We start from the raw sequence: 16,790 nt of genomic DNA on the forward strand, positions 1-16,790 counted from the left end.
TGTTACCCGGGCCCAGCGCCCGTCCCGCCGGCAACCTGATTGGCAGGCTCCGGCACAACCCTTCAATCACCCCGCTAACGAGGCAACCTATGGCACTCGGTAAAATCAGCGTGAACAATCTCAACCTCGGCCAGGGCGCCGTGACCGAGATCGAGCGCTACTTCCTTTTCATCGGCCCCGCCGCCAAGAACGTCGGCAAGCTGCTGGCCCTGAACACTGACAGCGACCTGGACAACGAACTGGGCGTGGCCGCCAGCGACCTGAAGACCCAACTGATCGCCGCCCGTGCCAACGGCGGCAGCCGCTGGGCCTGCCTGGCCGCGCCAATCGGCGCCGAAGGCGACTGGGCCAGCGCGCTGGAGTACGCCCAGCAACACGGCTACTCGGTCGAGGGCATCGTCGTCACCAAGCCGGTGGCCGCCGGCGCGGAACTGCTGGCCTTGCACACCGCCGCCGAACAACTGAACGCCCGCCATGGCCGGCGTTCGTTCGTCCTGGCCGCGTCCGCCGGCATCCTGCCGACCGTAACCTGGTCGGACTACCTGCTCGAGCAGAAGGCGCTCACCGACGGTATCGCCGCGCCACGTGTCGTGGTGGTGCCGCAGCTGCACGGCAACGACCTGGGCGTGCTCGCCGGTCGCCTGGCCAATGCCGCCTGGAGCATCGCCGATACCCCGATGCGCGTCGCCAGTGGCCCTGTCCTGGGCCTGGGCAGCGTGCCGGCGGACAAGGACGGCGTACCGCTGCCCTCGGCAGTACGCAGCGAGCTGGACAAGGCGCGCTTCTCCGTATCCCAGACCTACCCGGACTACGAGGGAGTGTACTGGGGCGACGCCAACATGCTCGACACTGCCGCCAGCGACTTCCAGGTCCTGGAATACCTGCGCCTGGCCGACAAGGCCGCCCGCCAGGTCCGTCCGCTGCTGATCCGCCGTATCGGTGACCGCCGCCTGAATAACAGCCCCGCCAGCATGGCCGCCAATACCAGCGCATTGATGGCGCCGCTGCGCCGCATGGCCAAGGCGGTGAAGTTCGCCGGCGAGGTGTTCCCGGGCGAAATCCAGCCACCCCGCGACGGCGACCTGGTCATCGTATGGAAGAGCCACACCCAGGTGGAAGTGTTCATCCGCATCCGCCCGCACAACTGCCCCAAGGACATCACCGCGAACATCGCGCTGGACCTTTCCCAGGACAACCAGGAGTAACCCATGGCCAAGATCAGTGGCTTGAACTTCGACATCAACGTGGGCGACCTGAAGATCCACGTTGAAAGCGCAACCCTCGACATAACCGACAACAGCGCCGTGGCCCACACCAAGGGCGTGCCGGACGGCTGGGTCGCCGGCGACGTGGCCGCCAGCGGCGAGCTGGAAGTGGACACCAGCAACTTCAACCTGATCATCGAAGCCGCCGCCAAGGCCGGCAGCTTCCGCCAGCTGGGCACCTTCGACCAGCTGTTCTACGCCAAGACCCCCACCGACGAGATCCGCGTCGAGGCCTTCGGCTGCCGCTTCAAGATCTCCAGCCTGCTCAACATCGACGCCAAGGGCGGCGAGAAGACCAAGCACAAGCTGCCGTTCGACGTCACCAGCCCGGACTTCATCCATGTCAACGGCGTGCCGTACCTGTCCTTCGCCGAGGTAGAGGGCCTGAGCTGATGGTGTGCCCATTCGACCGCGCCCAGGCCCTGGAACAGCTCAGGCGTGATCTGGCGATCGCCGCTGTGCGTGACCGACGGGCGGCGACTGGGCCGAGCCTCACCGATTGCGCGGACTGCGGCGACGAGATCCCCGAGGCGCGCCGCGCCTTGGGTGGCATGCGCCGCTGCGTTCCCTGCCAGCACCGCCACGAGCGCAGCACAGCGCTCAACCCTTCGTTTTGATTCCCGTATTTCTTGGAGTAGTACCCCATGACCCAACGCACCGAAATCACCCTGGAAGTCGGCGACCTGTCCCTGGACTTCGCCGTCGATCCAGCCCTGATGACCAAGTACATCAACGCCCTGACCCCGTCCAACAAGGTCGCACCGGCCAACAACCTGCTGGTCACCGCCGTGAAGCCCGAGCACAAGGACCAGCTCAAGGCGCTGCTGGCCAACCCGATGACCGTCATCCAGCTGGCCGGCGCCCTGGTCGAGGAATACGCGCCGACCGTCGAGGTCACCGTAAAAAAGCGCTCGGCCACGCAGAGCGACTGACCGAGGACGGCCTGGGCCAGCTGCTGGCCCTGGCCGAACGCTGGCTGCCCGGTGCATCCGCCACGCCCGAGAACCTGGGCACAGCCAAGTGGCTGGAGGACGAGCACTGGCGGCGAATGGAAATCGCCATTGCCAACGGCATCGCACGTGCATTCAACGGAAGCTGACATCCATGAGCGCGAACACCGCAATCAGCCGGCTGGATTTCATCCTGTCGCTGACCGACAAAGTCACCGCGCCGCTGGCGAGGATGACCCAAGGTTTCAACAAGCTGACCGAGAAAAGTCAGACCGCCATCAAGCAGATCAGCGATGGCACGCAGAAGCTGCAAAACTCCGCCAGCGGCTTTGGCACCTTCCTTGAGCCCGCCCTGGAAATGAACCGTGCCCTTGGGGATGTGCGCTCGCTTGGCGTGGCCGAGGACGCCCTGGAGGCCTTGAACAGGAAAGCCCTGGCGTTCTCCATCGCCTATGGCGAGAACGCCCGGGACTTCGTCGCCTCGGCGTACAAGATCGAAGGCGCGATCAAGGGCCTTTCCGGCTCCCAGCTGGCCACGTTCACCTACGCCAGCAGCGTGCTGGCCAAGGCCACCAAATCCGACCAAGGCGTGATGGCCGAGTACGTCGGCACGATGTACAACCTGCAGAAGCAGCAGGCCGACGCCATGGGCAAGGGCCAATGGGTCAAGATCCTGGGTGGGCAGACCGCCCTGGCGGTCCAGCTTTTCCGCACCAGCGGCGAACAGATGAAGGATGGTTTCAAGGAGGCCGGCGCCCAGGCTTCCGCCGCCGGCATCGGCCTGGCCGAGCAGATGGCCGTGATCGGCAGCCTGTCCGGCAGCATGGACGGCAGCGCGGCCGGTGGGCTTTACAAGGCCTTCTTCGAGAACATCGAGGACGCCTCGGACAAGCTCGGCATCAAGTTCACCGACACCAATGGCAAGGTCCTGCCGATGCTGGACATCCTGGCCAAGCTGCAGGGTAGGTTCGGCGACCTGCGCGGAGCTGCGGCCAACGCCAAGATCACCGAGGCCTTCGGCGGTGAGGCGGCCCAGCTCATCGGCGCCCTGGCCCAGGACACCGACCGTCTCCAGAACGGCATCGACAAGCTGGGCCAGGTGCGTGGCCTGGAACAGGCCGAACAGATGGCCAAGGCCATGGTCGACCCCTGGCAGCAGTTCGGGGCTGCGGTAAAAGGGTTACGCATCGCCTTCGGCCAGGCGCTGATTCCCATTTTGCAACCGCTGATGGCACGCCTGGTCGAGATCGCCCAGACCCTGGTCCGCTGGATCAAGCTGTTCCCCAATATCACCCGGGTCGTCGGCATTGCCACACTGATCATCGCCGGCATGGGCGCCGCCCTGAGCGCGCTGGCAGTCGCCGTCGGTATCGCCCGGGTCGCCATGCTGGGGCTGCAGACCGTCTGGGCACTGCTCAACCTGACCGGATTGCGAAGCCTGGCCGTGTTCATCCTGCACTCCATTCAATGCGTGCTCCTGGTCGGTAGGGTACTGCTCATGATCGCGGTGCTCGGCACCCTGCGCGTGGCGATGCTCGCCTGGCAAACCGTGACCTGGCTGGTCAACGCGGCCATGTACGCCAACCCGATTGGCGTCGTTGTCGCCGGCATCGCCGTATTGATCACGATCGTCGCCCTGGTCGTCAGGTACTGGGACGATTTCAAGGCGGCCCTGCTCGAAAGCACGGCGTTCCAGTGGGTCAGCGCGCAATTCACCGCACTGGGCAAAATGTTCGGCTCGATGAGTGGCTGGGCGGACTTCGCGAAAAGCGCCTGGGACGGCATCAGCAGGATATTCCGCAGCGCGGTGGACAGCCTGATCGAGATGCTGAACAAGATCCCGGGCGTGAACATCGAGGCACGTTTCGGCGATCTGCCAAAGGCGCCCGAGGTGCCTCAGCTGCCTGGCCAGGTCGCGCCGATCGGCATCCTGCCCATCACCAGCCAGCCACCGTCCATCAAGCACCTGGTGCAGGTGCCTGCACCCACCCCGCTGATGACGCCGATCGAGCAACTCGACCAACAGCGCCAGCGCATGACCCAGACCGCACTAAACCTCTCGCCGGCCAGCCCGACGAGCGTTCCCCAGGGGGGGCTGATGACCCAGATCCAGAGCAGCACCCAGACCCAGGATCGGCGCATGCACGTCGAGAAGATCGAGATCAACACCAGCAAGGCCATGAACCCGCTGGAGCTCGAACAGATGATGGAAATGGCGGTGGGCTGATGAGCGACTACATCGATCTGCTGATCCACGACAACGACCTGGTCCTGGACCCTTCCCATCAACCGCTGCTGATCGAGGACCGCGCCAGCATCGCCCAGGACATCGCCCACATGATCCGCGACAGCGGCCTGCTGGTGACCCTGGTGGCCGAGCGCAGCCGCCAGCGCCAGGCCGATTGCATCCTGCAGCTGGAACTGCTGGTAGAGGACGACGAGCGCCTGCTGCCCGGTACCGCCCGCATCCTGCAAGAGCGGCCGGGCGTGTACCGGGTCACGGCGAAAACCCTGAAATTCGGTGACATCGAGGTATACCTGTGAGCGACTTGGACTTTCGCAAGGTGCTGGCCGACGCCGGCATTCCCACCACCGAGGCGGCGCTGCACAAGGCCTGGGAGGCCGAAGTGGCCGCCCAGGGCAGCAAGCTGAGCAACACCAGCGCCTACTCGCCGTTCTGGCGGGTGGTGACGGCACTGGTGACCAAGCCAGTGCTCTGGCTGGTGGGTTTCATCAGCGACACCGTGCTGCCCAACTTCTTCGTCAAGACCGCCAGCGGCGCCTGGCTGGACAGCCTGGCCTGGGCGGTGAACATCGATCGCAAGGGCGCGACCAAGGCCCAGGGCCAGCTGTTGTTCACCCGTGAAAACAGCGCCGGCGAGCTGCTGATGCGCGCCGGCGTCGTGGTGCAGTCTGCCGCGATCAACGGCCAAGTCTACCAACTGGTAACCATCGAGGACGCGGTGTTTCCAGAAGGTCGCCTGCAACAGTCGGTCAAGGTCCAGGCACAGCAGGTCGGCAGCGGCTACAACCTGGCACCCGGCTACTACGCCATCCTGCCCGAGCCGGTGACGGGGATCGTCCAGGTGGTCAACGACGACGGCTGGATGACCTCGCCCGGAGCCGACCCCGAGCCCGACGAGCAACTACGCCTGCGCACTCGCAACCAGTTCAGCGCGGTCAACCAATGGCACACCGACGCGGTCTATCGCGCCATGATCGCCGCCTTCCCGGGCGTGCGCCCCGATGGCGTGTACTTCCTCCACGACGCGCCGCGCGGTCCGGGCAGCGCCAACGCCTACGTGCTGTTCGACGCCGACGTGCCAGCGGAATCGTACCTGGCGCAGATCAACGCCCACGTGCGCGACGAGGGCAACCACGGCCACGGCGACGACCTGCTCGTGATGGTCATACCCGAAACGCGGCACGACATCGCACTGACGGTCTGGCCACAGGCGAACCTGACGACGAAGCGTCGCGAGGCATTGCAGCAAGGCATTGCCCAGTTCATCCGCGCGGCGTTCCGTGAAAGCACGGCCAGCGACTACCGCCCGACGCTGACCTACCCACAATCGCGATTCTCCTTCAGCCGCCTGGCCGAAGAACTGCACCAGGCCTTCGACGACATCGAATCGCTGCACTTCGCCAACCAGGACATCGTCTCGCCGCTGAGCATCGCGCGCATCGCCAACCTGCGGGTGGACCTGGTATGAGCCCGCTGAAACTGCCGTTCTGGCTCGCCGGCAGCGAACTGACCAAGCTCAAGGACGCCGCCCAGGCCTGGTGGGCCAGGGTGACCGAGTGGCTGCGCTGGCCGCTGCTGCAGATGGATGCCGAGACCTGCCACCTCACCGTGCTGGACCTGCTCGCCTGGCAGCGCGATATCACCCGCTTCAAGGACGAGCCGGAAAGCCTGTACCGGCTGCGGGTGAAGTTCGCCTTCATCAACGCGGTCGATGCCGGCAGCACTGCTGGGCTCAAACGCATCCTGCGCCGGCTGGGCGTCGGCTATGTGGAGATCGACGAGCGTATGCCGGACCGCGACTGGGATGTGGTCCTGCTGCGCCTTTCCGACTCGCAGCTGTCGGAGAACCCCGAACTGCTGCGGGTGCTGATCCAGCAGTACGGCCGGACCTGCCGCCGCTACGACTTCGTCAGCATCACCCCCGTGACCCTGCGCATTGCCGCAGTCCAATTCAACGACGACCAGCAGACGTTGGTCGCCACGCTCTAGGAGCCCGCCGTGGCCAGAATCACTTTCGCCGGCGAAAGCCTGATCGCCCAGAAGCAGGGGGCCAAGGAAGTCCTGCAGATCACCCGCTTCATCTACGCCAATGTGCCCGGGCTCGACCCGAACACGCCAGTCGACCGCGCCGCGACCAAGCCGCCGGCCAGCCAGATCGTGCACAGCTACGACATCCCGGCGGGCAACAGCGGCTACGTGAACCCCAACCAGGTCGTCTACAGCTCGATGCTGGGCAGCGACATCGGCGACTTCGACTGGAACTGGATGGGCCTGGAAAGCGCCGAGGGCGTGCTGTTCGCCGTGGCCTACCTGCCCCTGCAGCAGAAACGGCGCAACATCCCGCCGCTGCAGATCGGCAACAACGTCACCCGCAATATCCTGGTGGAATACAGCGGCGCCCAGGAACTGACCGGCATCACCATCGATGCCAGCACCTGGCAGCACGATTTCACCGTGCGCCTGAAAGGCATCGACGAGCGCGAGCGCCTGAGCAACCGCGACGTGTATGGGCGAGCGTGCTTCTTCGGCGACGGCCTGCAGTTCCAGAAGATGGGCGACAACTACCAGCTGGCCGCCGGCATCGCCTACCTGGAAGGCATGCGCCTGGAGCTGCCCAAGGCCGTGCCGCTGAGCCCGCCGCAAGACGCGACCCAGGTGTGGATTCACATCACCTGGCAGCGCAAGCAGAACGATGTGATTCCCAGCTGGAAAGTCGTGTACCTGCCCGACCAGCAGGATTCCGTCACTCCTGACGGCTGGGTCTACTGCATCCAACTGGCGGACATCGCCAGTTCCGGGGTCATCGCCGACAAGCGCAAGTCCGTGCCCATCGCCGGCCCGCTGGTGGACCACTTCGCCAGCCGCAGGTCAGTTACGGACCTCGAGGAGGGAGTGACCTCCGCCGGCAAGTCGCGCCAGCTGGCCGAAGCGCGTCAGATCGAGTTACAGGGCGATGTCATCGGGCGCGTGGACTTCGACGGCTCCAGGAACGTGGCGATCCAGGCCACGCTTGCGGACATCGGCGTGGTGCCCGGGACGTACTCCAAAGTCACGATCAATGGCAAAGGTCAGGTCATCGGTAGCGAGGCACTGCTGCAGGTCGATATCCCCAGCCTGGACTGGAGCAAGATCACCAGCGGCAAGCCAACCACGCTCCAGGGGTATGGGATTACCGATGCACTGCACACTGGATACAGCAACCAGCTCCCCCGGTTCTACTCAGATACACCAAGTACCAACTACATACATCCTGCCCTCGAAATCCGCGAGGTGGGGCTGGTTCACAATACCAATCTGAACTGGGAGTACGCTCCCCGTCTTGGCTTCCACTGGGGAGGTCAGGTAGCGGGCGATCTGGCGATGAACGCCCAAGGCGTGATCGCCTGGAACGGCTCTGCGCTCTATCACACCGGCAACCTCAAGCCCCAGGACATCGTACCCGCCGGCACGTTGATCCAGTCGTTCAGCAGCATCGCGCCTCCCAATTGCCTTCGCTGTAACGGTGCTGCTGTCAGTCGTACGGTCTATGCAGCGCTCTTTGCAGCGATCGGTGATTACTACGGGGCTGCCGACGGATCCACGACCTTCACCCTGCCCGATACTCGTGGCCTGTTCATTCGAGATGTCGACAATGGACGAGACCTTGATGCAGGCCGAGTTTTGGGAACATTCCAAAGCAGTCAGAACCAGTACCACGCCCACTCCGCGTCTACCGGCAGTGCCGGCTGGCACACCCACGGCGGGAGCACCTCGTCGGTCGCGGGTAGCCATATCCACGCCTTCAACTACGTGAATACACCGACCACCCAGGATATCCCTGGAATCGGCGCAGCCATGCATTACGCCGGCGTTAACTCGGCCGCCACCAACCGTATTCAACCCGCCGGCGACCACAGCCATACCCTGAACATCGTCGGCGACGGCGCTCACACTCACCCGGTAACGGTAAACCCCTCCGGCGGGGCCGAGGCGCGCCCTGTGAACATGGCCCTGTACTACTACATCAAATACTGAGGTGCCCGATGGCAAAGACAAAAACGGTCTACCAGACATCCCCATTGGGCTTGTTCACTGGTACCGCCGAAGCGGACGAGTCGCCGCTGGAGCCCGGCGTGTTCCTGATCCCCGGCGGCTGCGTGGAGACGGCGCCGCCGTCGATCCCCGAGCACAAGGCCGCCCACTGGAACGGCCAGGCCTGGTCCCTGGTGGACTACTACGACGGCCTGGTGGTCTACAGCATCACCACCGCCGAGGCCCTGACCATCACCGGCATGGGGCCGGTCCCCTCGGGTTACACGGTGAAAAAGCCTGGCCCGGACCAGGTATGGAAGAACGGCGAGTGGGTGGACGACACTACCGCCGTGCTGGCCAAGCTCCACCAGCAGAAGCTGGATGAGATCAACACCGGCTGCGCGAAGTACATCGAGGCCGGCTTCGATTCGACGGCTCTGGGCAAGGTGCATCGCTACAGCAGCTCGCTGGAAGACCAGGTCAACCTGACCGGCCTGGTGTTCAGCGGCCTGGACAGCGCCTACCCCTGCACCGGCAGCGATGGCGTGCGCCTGTTCCTGGCCCACACCCGCGACCAGTTGCTGCAGGTGAACAAGGACCTGGTCCTGTTCAAGCAGGCCGCGCTGCAACATGCCGACCAACTCAAGCGTGACGCGGCCAAGGCGCTGCAGGACAAGAAGCTCAATGCCCTGCGCGCCATCCAGTGGACGGTGCCGGCATGAGCTGGTCGCCTGTCGCCATGCGCTGGCCGAGCGAAGCGACACGCTGGATGGACCAGTTGCAAGCGGCCAAGACCCTGGCCGGCAACGAATTGGCCAGCACCGGCCAGCGGCTGGCCGGCCTGCAAGGGCTGGTGACCACCAACCCCGGACCGGTCGGCGAGGCGGCCCAGGGTGCGATCGCAGCCGGGCGCCAGGCCCTGGCCGAGCAACTGGGCGAAGTGCCCAGGTGTCTGGTGGTGACGCCGTTCCAGAGCGGTATCGGCCAGGGGCGTGGCTACCAGCGCTTCCTGTCTGCGCCGAACCTTCTGCAACTGATGGCCAACAAACTGACCGACGCCACCGACGACGGTAGCCCCCAGGGCGAGCAGCATGCGCTGTGCCTACTGTTCCTGGGTACCCGCCACGATCAGCTGGCCGCCGGCCTGGGCCGCTTCAACGCCCTGATGCCGATCCCCGAGCTGGTGCGCGCACAACGCCGCGCCGAGCACCTGACCCGGCTCGAAACCGAGAAATGGCAGATTCCCCAGGCCTCCGCCCTGCCGCGCTGGGAAGCCTTGCCGCTGGAGCGTTGCACGGTGCTCAAGGCCGCGCAGCAATCGATCGCCGGGCAGATCGCGGTGCTGGAAAGCTACGCCGCCGACAGCTCCCCCATGAGCGACCTCGCCGGACTGGCGGCACTCAAGGCCAACCAGCAGCAGGTCCGTGACCAGCGCCTGACCGACCTGCGCCAGCTGCTGGAGGGCGGCCAGGCCGACAGCTCGGTACGCGCCCGCCTGCTCGGCCCGGGCGACACCACGCAACTGCGGCGCATGCTGCTCGAAGGCGATGCCCCGGGGCATGAGTGGGTGATAAGCGCGGGCGTGATCCTGGTCGGCTCGGCAAAAGGCCTGAGCTTCGTTCGTGAAATGGTGGGTTTATGACACTGCTACTGTTGGACGGCCAGCCCGTCGAAGGCAAGACCCTGAAAGTCACCGGCAACCTGCGCATCGAAGCCGAGGACCTGTCCGGCCAGACCAGCAACACCGACACCGCGCACAAAGGCTTCAAACCCAAGACCCTCACCGTCACCCTGACCATCCCCTACGTCAACAGCGTCTGGCTGCGCAACCTGATGCGCCTGGCCGAAGCCACCCAGAGTGGCGGCCAGCTCAAGACCTACCGCATCGTCAACGACACGGCCGAGGCCTTCGGCATCCGCCAGGTGTGCTTCGCCGACAACGTCAACGTCCGGGAAGACGATGCGCTGGCCTGCTGGCGGGTGCAGTTCGGCCTGGCCGAGAAGACCTCCAACCCGGAAAAGGTCGAGAAGCGTCGGGCCAAGAAACGCGTCAAGGCACAGGCCGCACCCGGCGCCGCGGCAGGGGCGGAAGATGACGAGGATGACAAGGATCCGGACCTGACCAGTTTCGAAAAGCTGTTGAAAAAAGTGGACGACTGGCTGGGGGAGAAACCATGAAACTGCATCAGGTCCTCACCGTGGCAGGCGAACGCCACGACCTGGTCAGGGCGGATGTGCGTCTGGAGCTGCGCAACCCGGGGCGGGCGACCTTCATCGTCCAGGCCGAGGCACCGCTCAAGGGCCTGGTCACCCTCGACATCGGCTACAACGACAGCACGCTGCAGCGGCATTTCATCGGCTACGTCGAGCGTTGCACCACCGCCAACGCCAGGCAGCAGGTGCTGTTCTGCCGCGAGCTGGCGGCGATCCTGGCCAGGCCGCTGCCGATGAACCTGCGCCATGTCGACCTGCACGGCGTGCTCGACCAGGTCGGCCAGCAGACCGGCCTGCGCTTTCGCGTGCCCGAGCGGCCCTACGCATCGGTGCGCGCACCGTTCTTCTACAGCCTCGCCGCCGGCTTCCAGGCCATGGAGAGCCTGGCCCAGGTGTTCGACATCCCCGACTTCATCTGGCAGCAGCAGGGCAATGGCGAGGTGTACGTGGGCAGCTGGGCCGACAGCTACTTCGGCGCCCGCCCCGCGCTGCAACTGCCCATGGAGCTGTTCGACAACTACCAGGGTAACCAGAGCGCCACGATTGCCGCCCTGCCAGGGCTGCGTCCAGGCGCACCGATCAACCACGGCGAGCGCGTGACCCATGTCGCGCTGGCCGGCAACCAGATGGCCATCCGATGGAAGACGCAATCCGCCGCGCCGTAGCGCGCCAGTTCCCCGAGATCACCGGCGGCTACCACCTGCCGCGCTTCGGCCGGGTGGTCGCGGTGCCCGATGCGCCAGCGGCGCCCGGGCTGTGCGACGACTTCCGCCCGCGTTTCGGCGTCGATGTCCAGGTACTGCTACCAGATGGCGAGCCCGACCCGACGCTGCCGGTGTTCACCAGCCTGCCGCTACCGACGCCCATGGGCGGCCAGGAACGCGGCATGTTCGGTTTCCCCGAAGAAGGAACCACCGTGGTGGTGTCGTTTGCCTACGGCCTGCCCCACAAACCCTTCATCCAGCAGATCCTGCCTCATGGGCTCAGCCTGCCCAGGGTGCCGAAGGGTGATCTGCTATGGCAGCACAGCGAGGCCTGTCAGCAGCGCGCCGACGCCGATGGCAACTGGCTGCGCCAGACCGATGGCCGGATCCGCGACAAGGCGATCGAACGCGAGGTCGAGGCGCTGGCCAATACCGAGCAGTTCCAGAGCCATGCGCGGACCGTGGACGACCACTCGACCGAGACGGTGGGCGGGGTGAAGAAGATCGAGGCCCTCGGCGCGCTCAAGCTGCTGTCCGGCGGCTCCGCCAGCCTGGCCGCCCTCGACGACCTGCACCAGGCCACTGGGCGCGACCTGAACCTGGCGGTGGGGCAGAAACTCAACGCAGCGATCGGCGGCGACGTCCAGGAGCGCATCGAGGGGCTGCGCGAAAGCGTGGTGAAACTCAGCCAGCGCCTGCAGGCGCCAAAGACCTGGCTGGGCTCGGCGTCGGTGAACGTGCTGCAGGTGCTCTGCGACCTGCTCGAGCTGGTCCAGGCGATGAACACCGAACTGGCCGCGCATGTGCACGGCCCCACGCCACCACCGAGCAATGCGGCAGCCTTCAGCGGCGCGGCAGTGCAGGCCCAGGCCATGGGGCTCAAGTTGAAGCCGATCACGCTGTAGCTTTCAGGGCGTTTCGTATCGCGGGGCCAGCCCGCTCCCCCAGGCTCAACCTTGAGCCTGGGGGAGCGGGCTGGCCCCGCGTTCGTTTGCGCCGGAAAAAGTTGAGCGTTCACACGACTGACTGCCAGCAGACTTGGATTTAAACCATCGAGCAAGCGGTCCAGGCTGGACGCTTTTTCGTGAGCAGGCCTACCCCATGACGCAGAAGCCCCAACGCCCCAAAGCCGTACCCACCGTTCAGGTGAACACCGAAGAAGTGATCGTCACTGAATGGCGCTTCGCCCCAGGTGCCGAGACTGGCCGGCATCTGCACGGCCATGACTACGTGGTGGTACCGATGACCGATGGCACGTTGTTGCTGGAAACCCCGGAGGGCGAGAAGCTCGCCCCTCTGGAGGCGGGCCAGAGCTACTTTCGCAAGGCCGGTGTGGAGCACAACGTGGTCAATGCCAGCGATCACGAAGTGGTGTTCATCGAAACCGAGCTGAAGTGATGAACAAGCGCGCGCCTGCCCAGGTTGCGCGTGTACCCCAGCGGCCCTACACTCCCCCTGCTTGAACCGGGATAACCGAAGCACTGCCTCGAAACCCGATGGACCTGACCCTTGCCGGTCAACCGTCGGGACAAATGGGTCCGGACCTTGGCCGGCCTGTTTATCGGAGGCAACACAATGAGCCCGCGTATCTGGCTGCTGGCCCTGGCGACGTTCGTCACGGGCATGGCAGAAAACATCACGGTCGGCATCCTGCCGGCCCTGGCCGATGGCCTGCAAGTCCCGCTCGGTATTGCCGGGCAGCTGACCACGGTGTTCTCCCTGAGCTTCGCCCTCGCCGCGCCCTTCTCTCCCCTGCTGACCACACGCCTGCCCTTGCGCCGCCTGCTGTGCGCCACCCTGGCGATCTTTGCCCTGTGCAACCTTGCAGCAGCCCTGGCGCCTGGCTATACCGCGTTGCTGGTGGCGCGTATAGGCATGGCCGCGACCAGCGCCCTGACCTGCCTGACCTGCACACTGATGGCTACGCGCATGGTGCCCGAGGCCCTGCGTGGCCGCGCCATCGGGGTGATCTTCATGGGCATCTGCAGCTCACTGGTGCTGGGGGTGCCGGCCGGGATGCTGCTGTGCGACGTGCTGGGCTGGCGTGGCGTATTCACCGGGCTGAGCGTGCTGGCAATGGCGGTGCTGCTGATGGCCTGGCAAGGGTTGCCGCAGCTGCAGAGCAGCGATCGCATCGCCCTGCGCAGCTATGTCCGCCATCTGCGCGACAGCCGCCTGATGGCAGCCCAGGGCGTGTCGTTGCTGATGATTGCCGGGCACTTCACGGTCTTCGCCTACCTGGCCCCCTATGCCCACCAGGTCGCCGACATTCCGCTGCAATGGCTGGCGGCAGTGTTCGCCGCCTTCGGCATCGCCGGTGTTTCGGGCGGCTATGTCGGCGGCTGGATGGCGGACCGACTCGGCGCAGGCCGCTCCATCGCGCTGGCGCCGCTGCTCTATCTCGCCAGCTTGCTGGTACTGCCCTTGAGCGTGGGCACGCCATGGTGGTTCCTGGCGACCATGATGCTCTGGGGTGGGCTGAGCTGGACCACCTCACCGGTGGTGCAGAGCTACCTGGCGACCCGTGGCCCGGATACCTTCCCGGCTGGCATGAGCCTGAACATGTCGGCCATGCACCTCGGTGTCGGGCTGGGTTCGGCCATCGGCGGCGTGGTGATCACCGGGGCGACGCTGGCGGCCACCCCCTGGGCCGGCGCCGCGCTGACCGCCTTGGCGGCGGGCCTGGCATTCTGGTCGGCCCGCCCTCCTGCCGAGCCAGTTTTCAGCAAGCGCAAACCGGCGTAGCGGTCTGCTGCTCCTGCTCGAAGGCGTCGGCCAGGTAGTCGATCAGCTTGCGCACCGCGGGCATTAACCCGCGCCGGGAAGGGAACAACGCCACCACCTCCCCTTCCCGTGGAGCCCAATCGTCGAGGACATGCACCAGCCGCCCGTCAGCCAGGTCGGCACGCACCGCCTCCTCGGGCAACAGCACCGCGCCCACGCCGGCCAGGGCGGCCTCGCGCAGTACCGCGAGGTCGTCCGACACCACACGGGGGCGATGGCGCACGGCAGCCTCGGCGCCCGCAGGCCCAATCAGCATCCAGGTGGCGTCCTGCACATTGGCGCCCCAGTTCAGGCTCGGCAGGACCTGGAGCCCTTCCGGTGACATGGGCCGCCCGTGTCCGGCCAGCAGGCCCGGCGCAACCACCAGGCACTGACGGCTCGGGGCCAGGCGACGCATCACCAGCTCGCTGCTTTCCAGTGGCTGGTGCTGCACGCTCAGCACCAGGTCAAAGCCCTCGCCGATCACATCCACCCGGCGGTTGTAGCTCTTGACCAACAACTCGACCACCGGGCATTGCGCCATGAAGCGCGCCAGCATCGGCGCCAGACGCGAGTCGAGCAGCGCGGTGCTGCTGGCCAGGCGCACGATGCCACGGGGCTCGGCGCGGTTGCGCTCGACGGCATCCTCGGCGGCGACGGCCTGCTCGAGCATGCCCAGGCAATGGCGGTAATACTCCAGGCCCACCTCGGTAACCTGGAACTGCCGCGTGGAGCGCTGGATCAGGCGCACGCCCAGGCGCTCCTCGAGCTTGGCCACGCGCCGGCTGAGGCGTGACTTGGGCAGGCCAAGGATGCGCCCGGCGGGCGCGAAGCCGCCGTGCTCCACCACCTTGGCATAGAGATAAAGGTCGTTCAGGTCGAACATCGGCAACACTCGTCCACGGCTCACCGCTGCATCATCCGCCATTCTACAGGGATCGTCACAGGGGCCGTGGGCGTCACCAGGCCCGGGCCCCGGCAACGGGGCCCGGGTTGGCGGTCACTTGGCCAGCTTGCTGTAGCTGGTCATCAGGTTGCGGTAGTCGGGGATGTGGTTGGAGAACAGCGTGCCCAACCCTTCGATGTCGTTGCGCCAGTCACGGTGCAGCTCGCAGGCCACGCCGAACCAGGTCATCAGCTGGGCACCGGCGGCTTCCATGCGGCGCCAAGCCGAGTCGCGGGTCAATTCATTGAAGGTGCCGGAAGCGTCGGTGACCACGAACACCTCGAAGCCCTCCTCCAGCGCCGACAGCGCCGGGAAGGCCACGCACACCTCGGTGACCACGCCGGCGATGATCAGCTGCTTCTTGCCGGTGGCCTTCACCGCCTTGACGAAGTCCTCGTTGTCCCAGGCGTTGATGTTGCCGGGGCGGGCGACGTAGGGCGCCTCGGGGAACTGCTCCTTGAGCTCGGGCACCAGCGGGCCGTTGGGGCCGGTCTCGAAGCTGGTGGTGAGGATGGTCGGCAGCTTGAAGTACTTGGCCAGGTCGGCCAGCGCCAGCACGTTGTTCTTGAACCGGTCCGGGTCGATGTCGCGCACCAGCGACAGCAGCCCGGTCTGATGATCGACCAGCAGTACCGCGGCGTTGTTCTTGTCCAGACGCTTGTATTGGAATGCCATGGTGGATCTCCTTGCTTGGATGGGAAACAGCCAGGTTCAGTTGCGTTGCGAGTCCAGTTGCTCATGGCCGGTGACGACGGCCTGGGCCTTGGCGTAGCTCTCGATCAGCAGTTGATAGTGCGGGAATACAGCGCTGTAGGCCTCGGCCCACTGCGCGGCATCCGGACGGTTCCAGGTGCGCTGCACCTCGGAGCAGACGGCGGCGGTGTCCATTGGCACCACGCCGGCCTGGACCACCCGCGCCAAGGTCACTTCCTGGGCCATCTTGGAGTAGGTGCCTGACGCGTCGATGACAGCGAACACCTGGTAGCCGGCGGCCACCGCGCTGATGCTAGGGAAAGCCATGCACACGCTGGTGATGGTGCCGGCGATGATCAGTTGCTTGCGCCCGGTGGCCTTCACCGCAGCGACGAACTCGGGGTTGTCCCAGGCGTTGATCTCACCTTTGCGGGCCACGTATTGCGCGTGTGGCGCAGCCTCGTGGATTTCCGGGATCAACGGGCCGTTGGGGCCCTGGGGTACCGAGGCGGTGGTGATGACCGGGATCTTCGCCAGGCTGGCAACCTTGGCCAGGGTGATGGCATTGGCCCGCAGCTCGGTCATGGGCATGTCCTTGACCGTCTGGAACAGGCCACTCTGGTGGTCGATCAGCAGCATCGCGACGTTGTCGGGGTCGATGCGTGGCACCTGGCCTTCGAAGTTGGCGGCTTGCGAGAAATTGCTCATCGTTCTCTCCTCTTGGTGTGAGAACTGGCCATCCTGGCCGCTGCGGTCGGGCCGCGCCCCACACATCCACAGTGGGGACTATGAGAGTAGGCAACGCAGGCTGAACGAAGCGACCGTCAGTCGGCGGGCCGTGGAATATGCCCGTGCGGCCTGTGGCCAGGCGGGCGACAGGCCTAACGGTAGAGAGGAGAGATGCGGGCCGGTAGGCCCATGGGTGAACCCTCAGAGTTGCGCTGGGGGAACGATGATGAAACGCCTGCCCCAATCACCGATCCGATGGATCGGTAATTT

Annotated in this window: 20 protein-coding genes; 17 read left to right on the forward strand and 3 right to left on the reverse strand. The window is 65.7% G+C overall.

Translation table 11 applies throughout. The annotated features are described in order from the left end of the window. Positions 1-89: 89 nt before the first annotated feature. From OH705_RS06260 to OH705_RS06335, 17 genes are all read left to right on the forward strand, one after another. Complete coding sequence (locus tag OH705_RS06260; protein ID WP_267301428.1) at positions 90-1,205, forward strand: DUF2586 domain-containing protein; 1,116 nt, start codon at positions 90-92, stop codon at positions 1,203-1,205. 3 nt (positions 1,206-1,208) lie between these two features. Further along, a complete protein-coding gene (locus OH705_RS06265; RefSeq protein WP_046857144.1) occupies positions 1,209-1,658 on the forward strand; it encodes a phage protein in 450 nt (149 codons plus the stop codon). Continuing rightward, complete coding sequence (locus OH705_RS06270) at positions 1,658-1,882, forward strand: TraR/DksA family transcriptional regulator (RefSeq protein WP_267301431.1); 225 nt, start codon at positions 1,658-1,660, stop codon at positions 1,880-1,882. The genes OH705_RS06265 and OH705_RS06270 overlap by 1 nt, the downstream gene beginning before the upstream one ends. Before the next feature lie 27 nt (positions 1,883-1,909). Next, positions 1,910-2,197 (forward strand): putative phage tail assembly chaperone, encoded by a 288-nt coding sequence (locus OH705_RS06275; RefSeq protein WP_267301433.1) that lies wholly within the window; start codon positions 1,910-1,912, stop codon positions 2,195-2,197. A 20-nt stretch (positions 2,198-2,217) separates the two neighbouring features. Further along, a complete protein-coding gene (locus tag OH705_RS29235; RefSeq protein ID WP_156177691.1) occupies positions 2,218-2,364 on the forward strand; it encodes a DUF6890 family protein in 147 nt (48 codons plus the stop codon). Between the two features lie 5 nt (positions 2,365-2,369). Next, on the forward strand, positions 2,370-4,442 hold the full coding sequence (locus OH705_RS06280; protein ID WP_267301434.1) for a phage tail tape measure protein: 2,073 nt from the start codon (positions 2,370-2,372) through the stop codon (positions 4,440-4,442). Further along, positions 4,442-4,759, forward strand: coding sequence for a DUF2590 family protein (locus tag OH705_RS06285; protein WP_046857148.1), 318 nt, complete (start codon positions 4,442-4,444; stop codon positions 4,757-4,759). The genes OH705_RS06280 and OH705_RS06285 overlap by 1 nt, the downstream gene beginning before the upstream one ends. Further along, a complete protein-coding gene (locus tag OH705_RS06290) occupies positions 4,756-5,928 on the forward strand; it encodes a baseplate J/gp47 family protein (protein ID WP_267301436.1) in 1,173 nt (390 codons plus the stop codon). The genes OH705_RS06285 and OH705_RS06290 overlap by 4 nt, the downstream gene beginning before the upstream one ends. Beyond that, positions 5,925-6,449 (forward strand): phage tail protein, encoded by a 525-nt coding sequence (locus tag OH705_RS06295; RefSeq protein WP_217868350.1) that lies wholly within the window; start codon positions 5,925-5,927, stop codon positions 6,447-6,449. The genes OH705_RS06290 and OH705_RS06295 overlap by 4 nt, the downstream gene beginning before the upstream one ends. 9 nt (positions 6,450-6,458) lie before the next feature. Beyond that, positions 6,459-8,474: a phage tail protein gene (locus tag OH705_RS06300; RefSeq protein WP_267301439.1), complete on the forward strand. Its 2,016-nt coding sequence runs from the start codon at positions 6,459-6,461 to the stop codon at positions 8,472-8,474. Between the two features lie 8 nt (positions 8,475-8,482). Continuing rightward, on the forward strand, positions 8,483-9,193 hold the full coding sequence (locus tag OH705_RS06305) for a hypothetical protein (protein ID WP_214500992.1): 711 nt from the start codon (positions 8,483-8,485) through the stop codon (positions 9,191-9,193). Beyond that, positions 9,190-10,113 (forward strand): hypothetical protein, encoded by a 924-nt coding sequence (locus tag OH705_RS06310; protein WP_267301442.1) that lies wholly within the window; start codon positions 9,190-9,192, stop codon positions 10,111-10,113. The genes OH705_RS06305 and OH705_RS06310 overlap by 4 nt, the downstream gene beginning before the upstream one ends. Then, complete coding sequence (locus OH705_RS06315; RefSeq protein ID WP_267301444.1) at positions 10,110-10,649, forward strand: DNA-binding protein; 540 nt, start codon at positions 10,110-10,112, stop codon at positions 10,647-10,649. The genes OH705_RS06310 and OH705_RS06315 overlap by 4 nt, the downstream gene beginning before the upstream one ends. Next, on the forward strand, positions 10,646-11,350 hold the full coding sequence (locus OH705_RS06320) for a hypothetical protein (RefSeq protein WP_267301445.1): 705 nt from the start codon (positions 10,646-10,648) through the stop codon (positions 11,348-11,350). Before OH705_RS06315 ends, OH705_RS06320 begins: the two co-directional genes overlap by 4 nt. Then, positions 11,323-12,294, forward strand: coding sequence for a hypothetical protein (locus tag OH705_RS06325; protein WP_267301446.1), 972 nt, complete (start codon positions 11,323-11,325; stop codon positions 12,292-12,294). The genes OH705_RS06320 and OH705_RS06325 overlap by 28 nt, the downstream gene beginning before the upstream one ends. Positions 12,295-12,490: 196 nt before the next feature. Beyond that, positions 12,491-12,787: a cupin domain-containing protein gene (locus tag OH705_RS06330; RefSeq protein ID WP_267301447.1), complete on the forward strand. Its 297-nt coding sequence runs from the start codon at positions 12,491-12,493 to the stop codon at positions 12,785-12,787. A 177-nt stretch (positions 12,788-12,964) separates the two neighbouring features. Next, positions 12,965-14,134 carry an MFS transporter gene (locus OH705_RS06335; protein WP_267301449.1) on the forward strand — a complete coding sequence of 390 codons (1,170 nt, stop codon included), beginning with the start codon at positions 12,965-12,967 and terminating at the stop codon, positions 14,132-14,134. On the opposite strand, the gene OH705_RS06340 is transcribed toward OH705_RS06335, so the two are convergent. The 3 genes from OH705_RS06340 to OH705_RS06350 form a co-directional block, all read right to left on the reverse strand. Then, on the reverse strand, positions 14,112-15,038 hold the full coding sequence (locus OH705_RS06340; protein ID WP_267301451.1) for a LysR substrate-binding domain-containing protein: 927 nt from the start codon (positions 15,036-15,038) through the stop codon (positions 14,112-14,114). The two genes, OH705_RS06335 and OH705_RS06340, sit on opposite strands and share 23 nt — an antisense overlap. A 114-nt stretch (positions 15,039-15,152) precedes the next feature. Next, complete coding sequence (gene ycaC / locus OH705_RS06345; protein WP_023632674.1) at positions 15,153-15,773, reverse strand: isochorismate family cysteine hydrolase YcaC; 621 nt, start codon at positions 15,771-15,773, stop codon at positions 15,153-15,155. Between the two features lie 36 nt (positions 15,774-15,809). Next, complete coding sequence (locus OH705_RS06350) at positions 15,810-16,499, reverse strand: hydrolase (RefSeq protein WP_023632675.1); 690 nt, start codon at positions 16,497-16,499, stop codon at positions 15,810-15,812. Between the last annotated feature and the right edge of the window lie 291 nt (positions 16,500-16,790).

It is taken from the genome of Pseudomonas sp. BJa3 (assembly GCF_026343815.1).
Classification (GTDB): domain Bacteria; phylum Pseudomonadota; class Gammaproteobacteria; order Pseudomonadales; family Pseudomonadaceae; genus Aquipseudomonas; species Aquipseudomonas soli.

What these genes read in the sequence shown, in the direction of transcription:
- OH705_RS06340 (WP_267301451.1), bottom strand. Translation starts at nt 15,038, where the DNA reads ATGTTCGACCTGAACGACCTTTATCTCTATGCCAAGGTGGTGGAGCAC.
- OH705_RS06310 (WP_267301442.1), top strand. Translation starts at nt 9,190, where the DNA reads ATGAGCTGGTCGCCTGTCGCCATGCGCTGGCCGAGCGAAGCGACACGC.
- OH705_RS06265 (WP_046857144.1), top strand. Translation starts at nt 1,209, where the DNA reads ATGGCCAAGATCAGTGGCTTGAACTTCGACATCAACGTGGGCGACCTG.
- OH705_RS06260 (WP_267301428.1), top strand. Translation starts at nt 90, where the DNA reads ATGGCACTCGGTAAAATCAGCGTGAACAATCTCAACCTCGGCCAGGGC.
- OH705_RS06325 (WP_267301446.1), top strand. Translation starts at nt 11,323, where the DNA reads ATGGAAGACGCAATCCGCCGCGCCGTAGCGCGCCAGTTCCCCGAGATC.
- ycaC (WP_023632674.1), bottom strand. Translation starts at nt 15,773, where the DNA reads ATGGCATTCCAATACAAGCGTCTGGACAAGAACAACGCCGCGGTACTG.
- OH705_RS06280 (WP_267301434.1), top strand. Translation starts at nt 2,370, where the DNA reads ATGAGCGCGAACACCGCAATCAGCCGGCTGGATTTCATCCTGTCGCTG.
- OH705_RS06350 (WP_023632675.1), bottom strand. Translation starts at nt 16,499, where the DNA reads ATGAGCAATTTCTCGCAAGCCGCCAACTTCGAAGGCCAGGTGCCACGC.
- OH705_RS06315 (WP_267301444.1), top strand. Translation starts at nt 10,110, where the DNA reads ATGACACTGCTACTGTTGGACGGCCAGCCCGTCGAAGGCAAGACCCTG.
- OH705_RS06305 (WP_214500992.1), top strand. Translation starts at nt 8,483, where the DNA reads ATGGCAAAGACAAAAACGGTCTACCAGACATCCCCATTGGGCTTGTTC.
- OH705_RS06285 (WP_046857148.1), top strand. Translation starts at nt 4,442, where the DNA reads ATGAGCGACTACATCGATCTGCTGATCCACGACAACGACCTGGTCCTG.
- OH705_RS06330 (WP_267301447.1), top strand. Translation starts at nt 12,491, where the DNA reads ATGACGCAGAAGCCCCAACGCCCCAAAGCCGTACCCACCGTTCAGGTG.
- OH705_RS06270 (WP_267301431.1), top strand. Translation starts at nt 1,658, where the DNA reads ATGGTGTGCCCATTCGACCGCGCCCAGGCCCTGGAACAGCTCAGGCGT.
- OH705_RS06320 (WP_267301445.1), top strand. Translation starts at nt 10,646, where the DNA reads ATGAAACTGCATCAGGTCCTCACCGTGGCAGGCGAACGCCACGACCTG.
- OH705_RS06275 (WP_267301433.1), top strand. Translation starts at nt 1,910, where the DNA reads ATGACCCAACGCACCGAAATCACCCTGGAAGTCGGCGACCTGTCCCTG.
- OH705_RS06335 (WP_267301449.1), top strand. Translation starts at nt 12,965, where the DNA reads ATGAGCCCGCGTATCTGGCTGCTGGCCCTGGCGACGTTCGTCACGGGC.
- OH705_RS06295 (WP_217868350.1), top strand. Translation starts at nt 5,925, where the DNA reads ATGAGCCCGCTGAAACTGCCGTTCTGGCTCGCCGGCAGCGAACTGACC.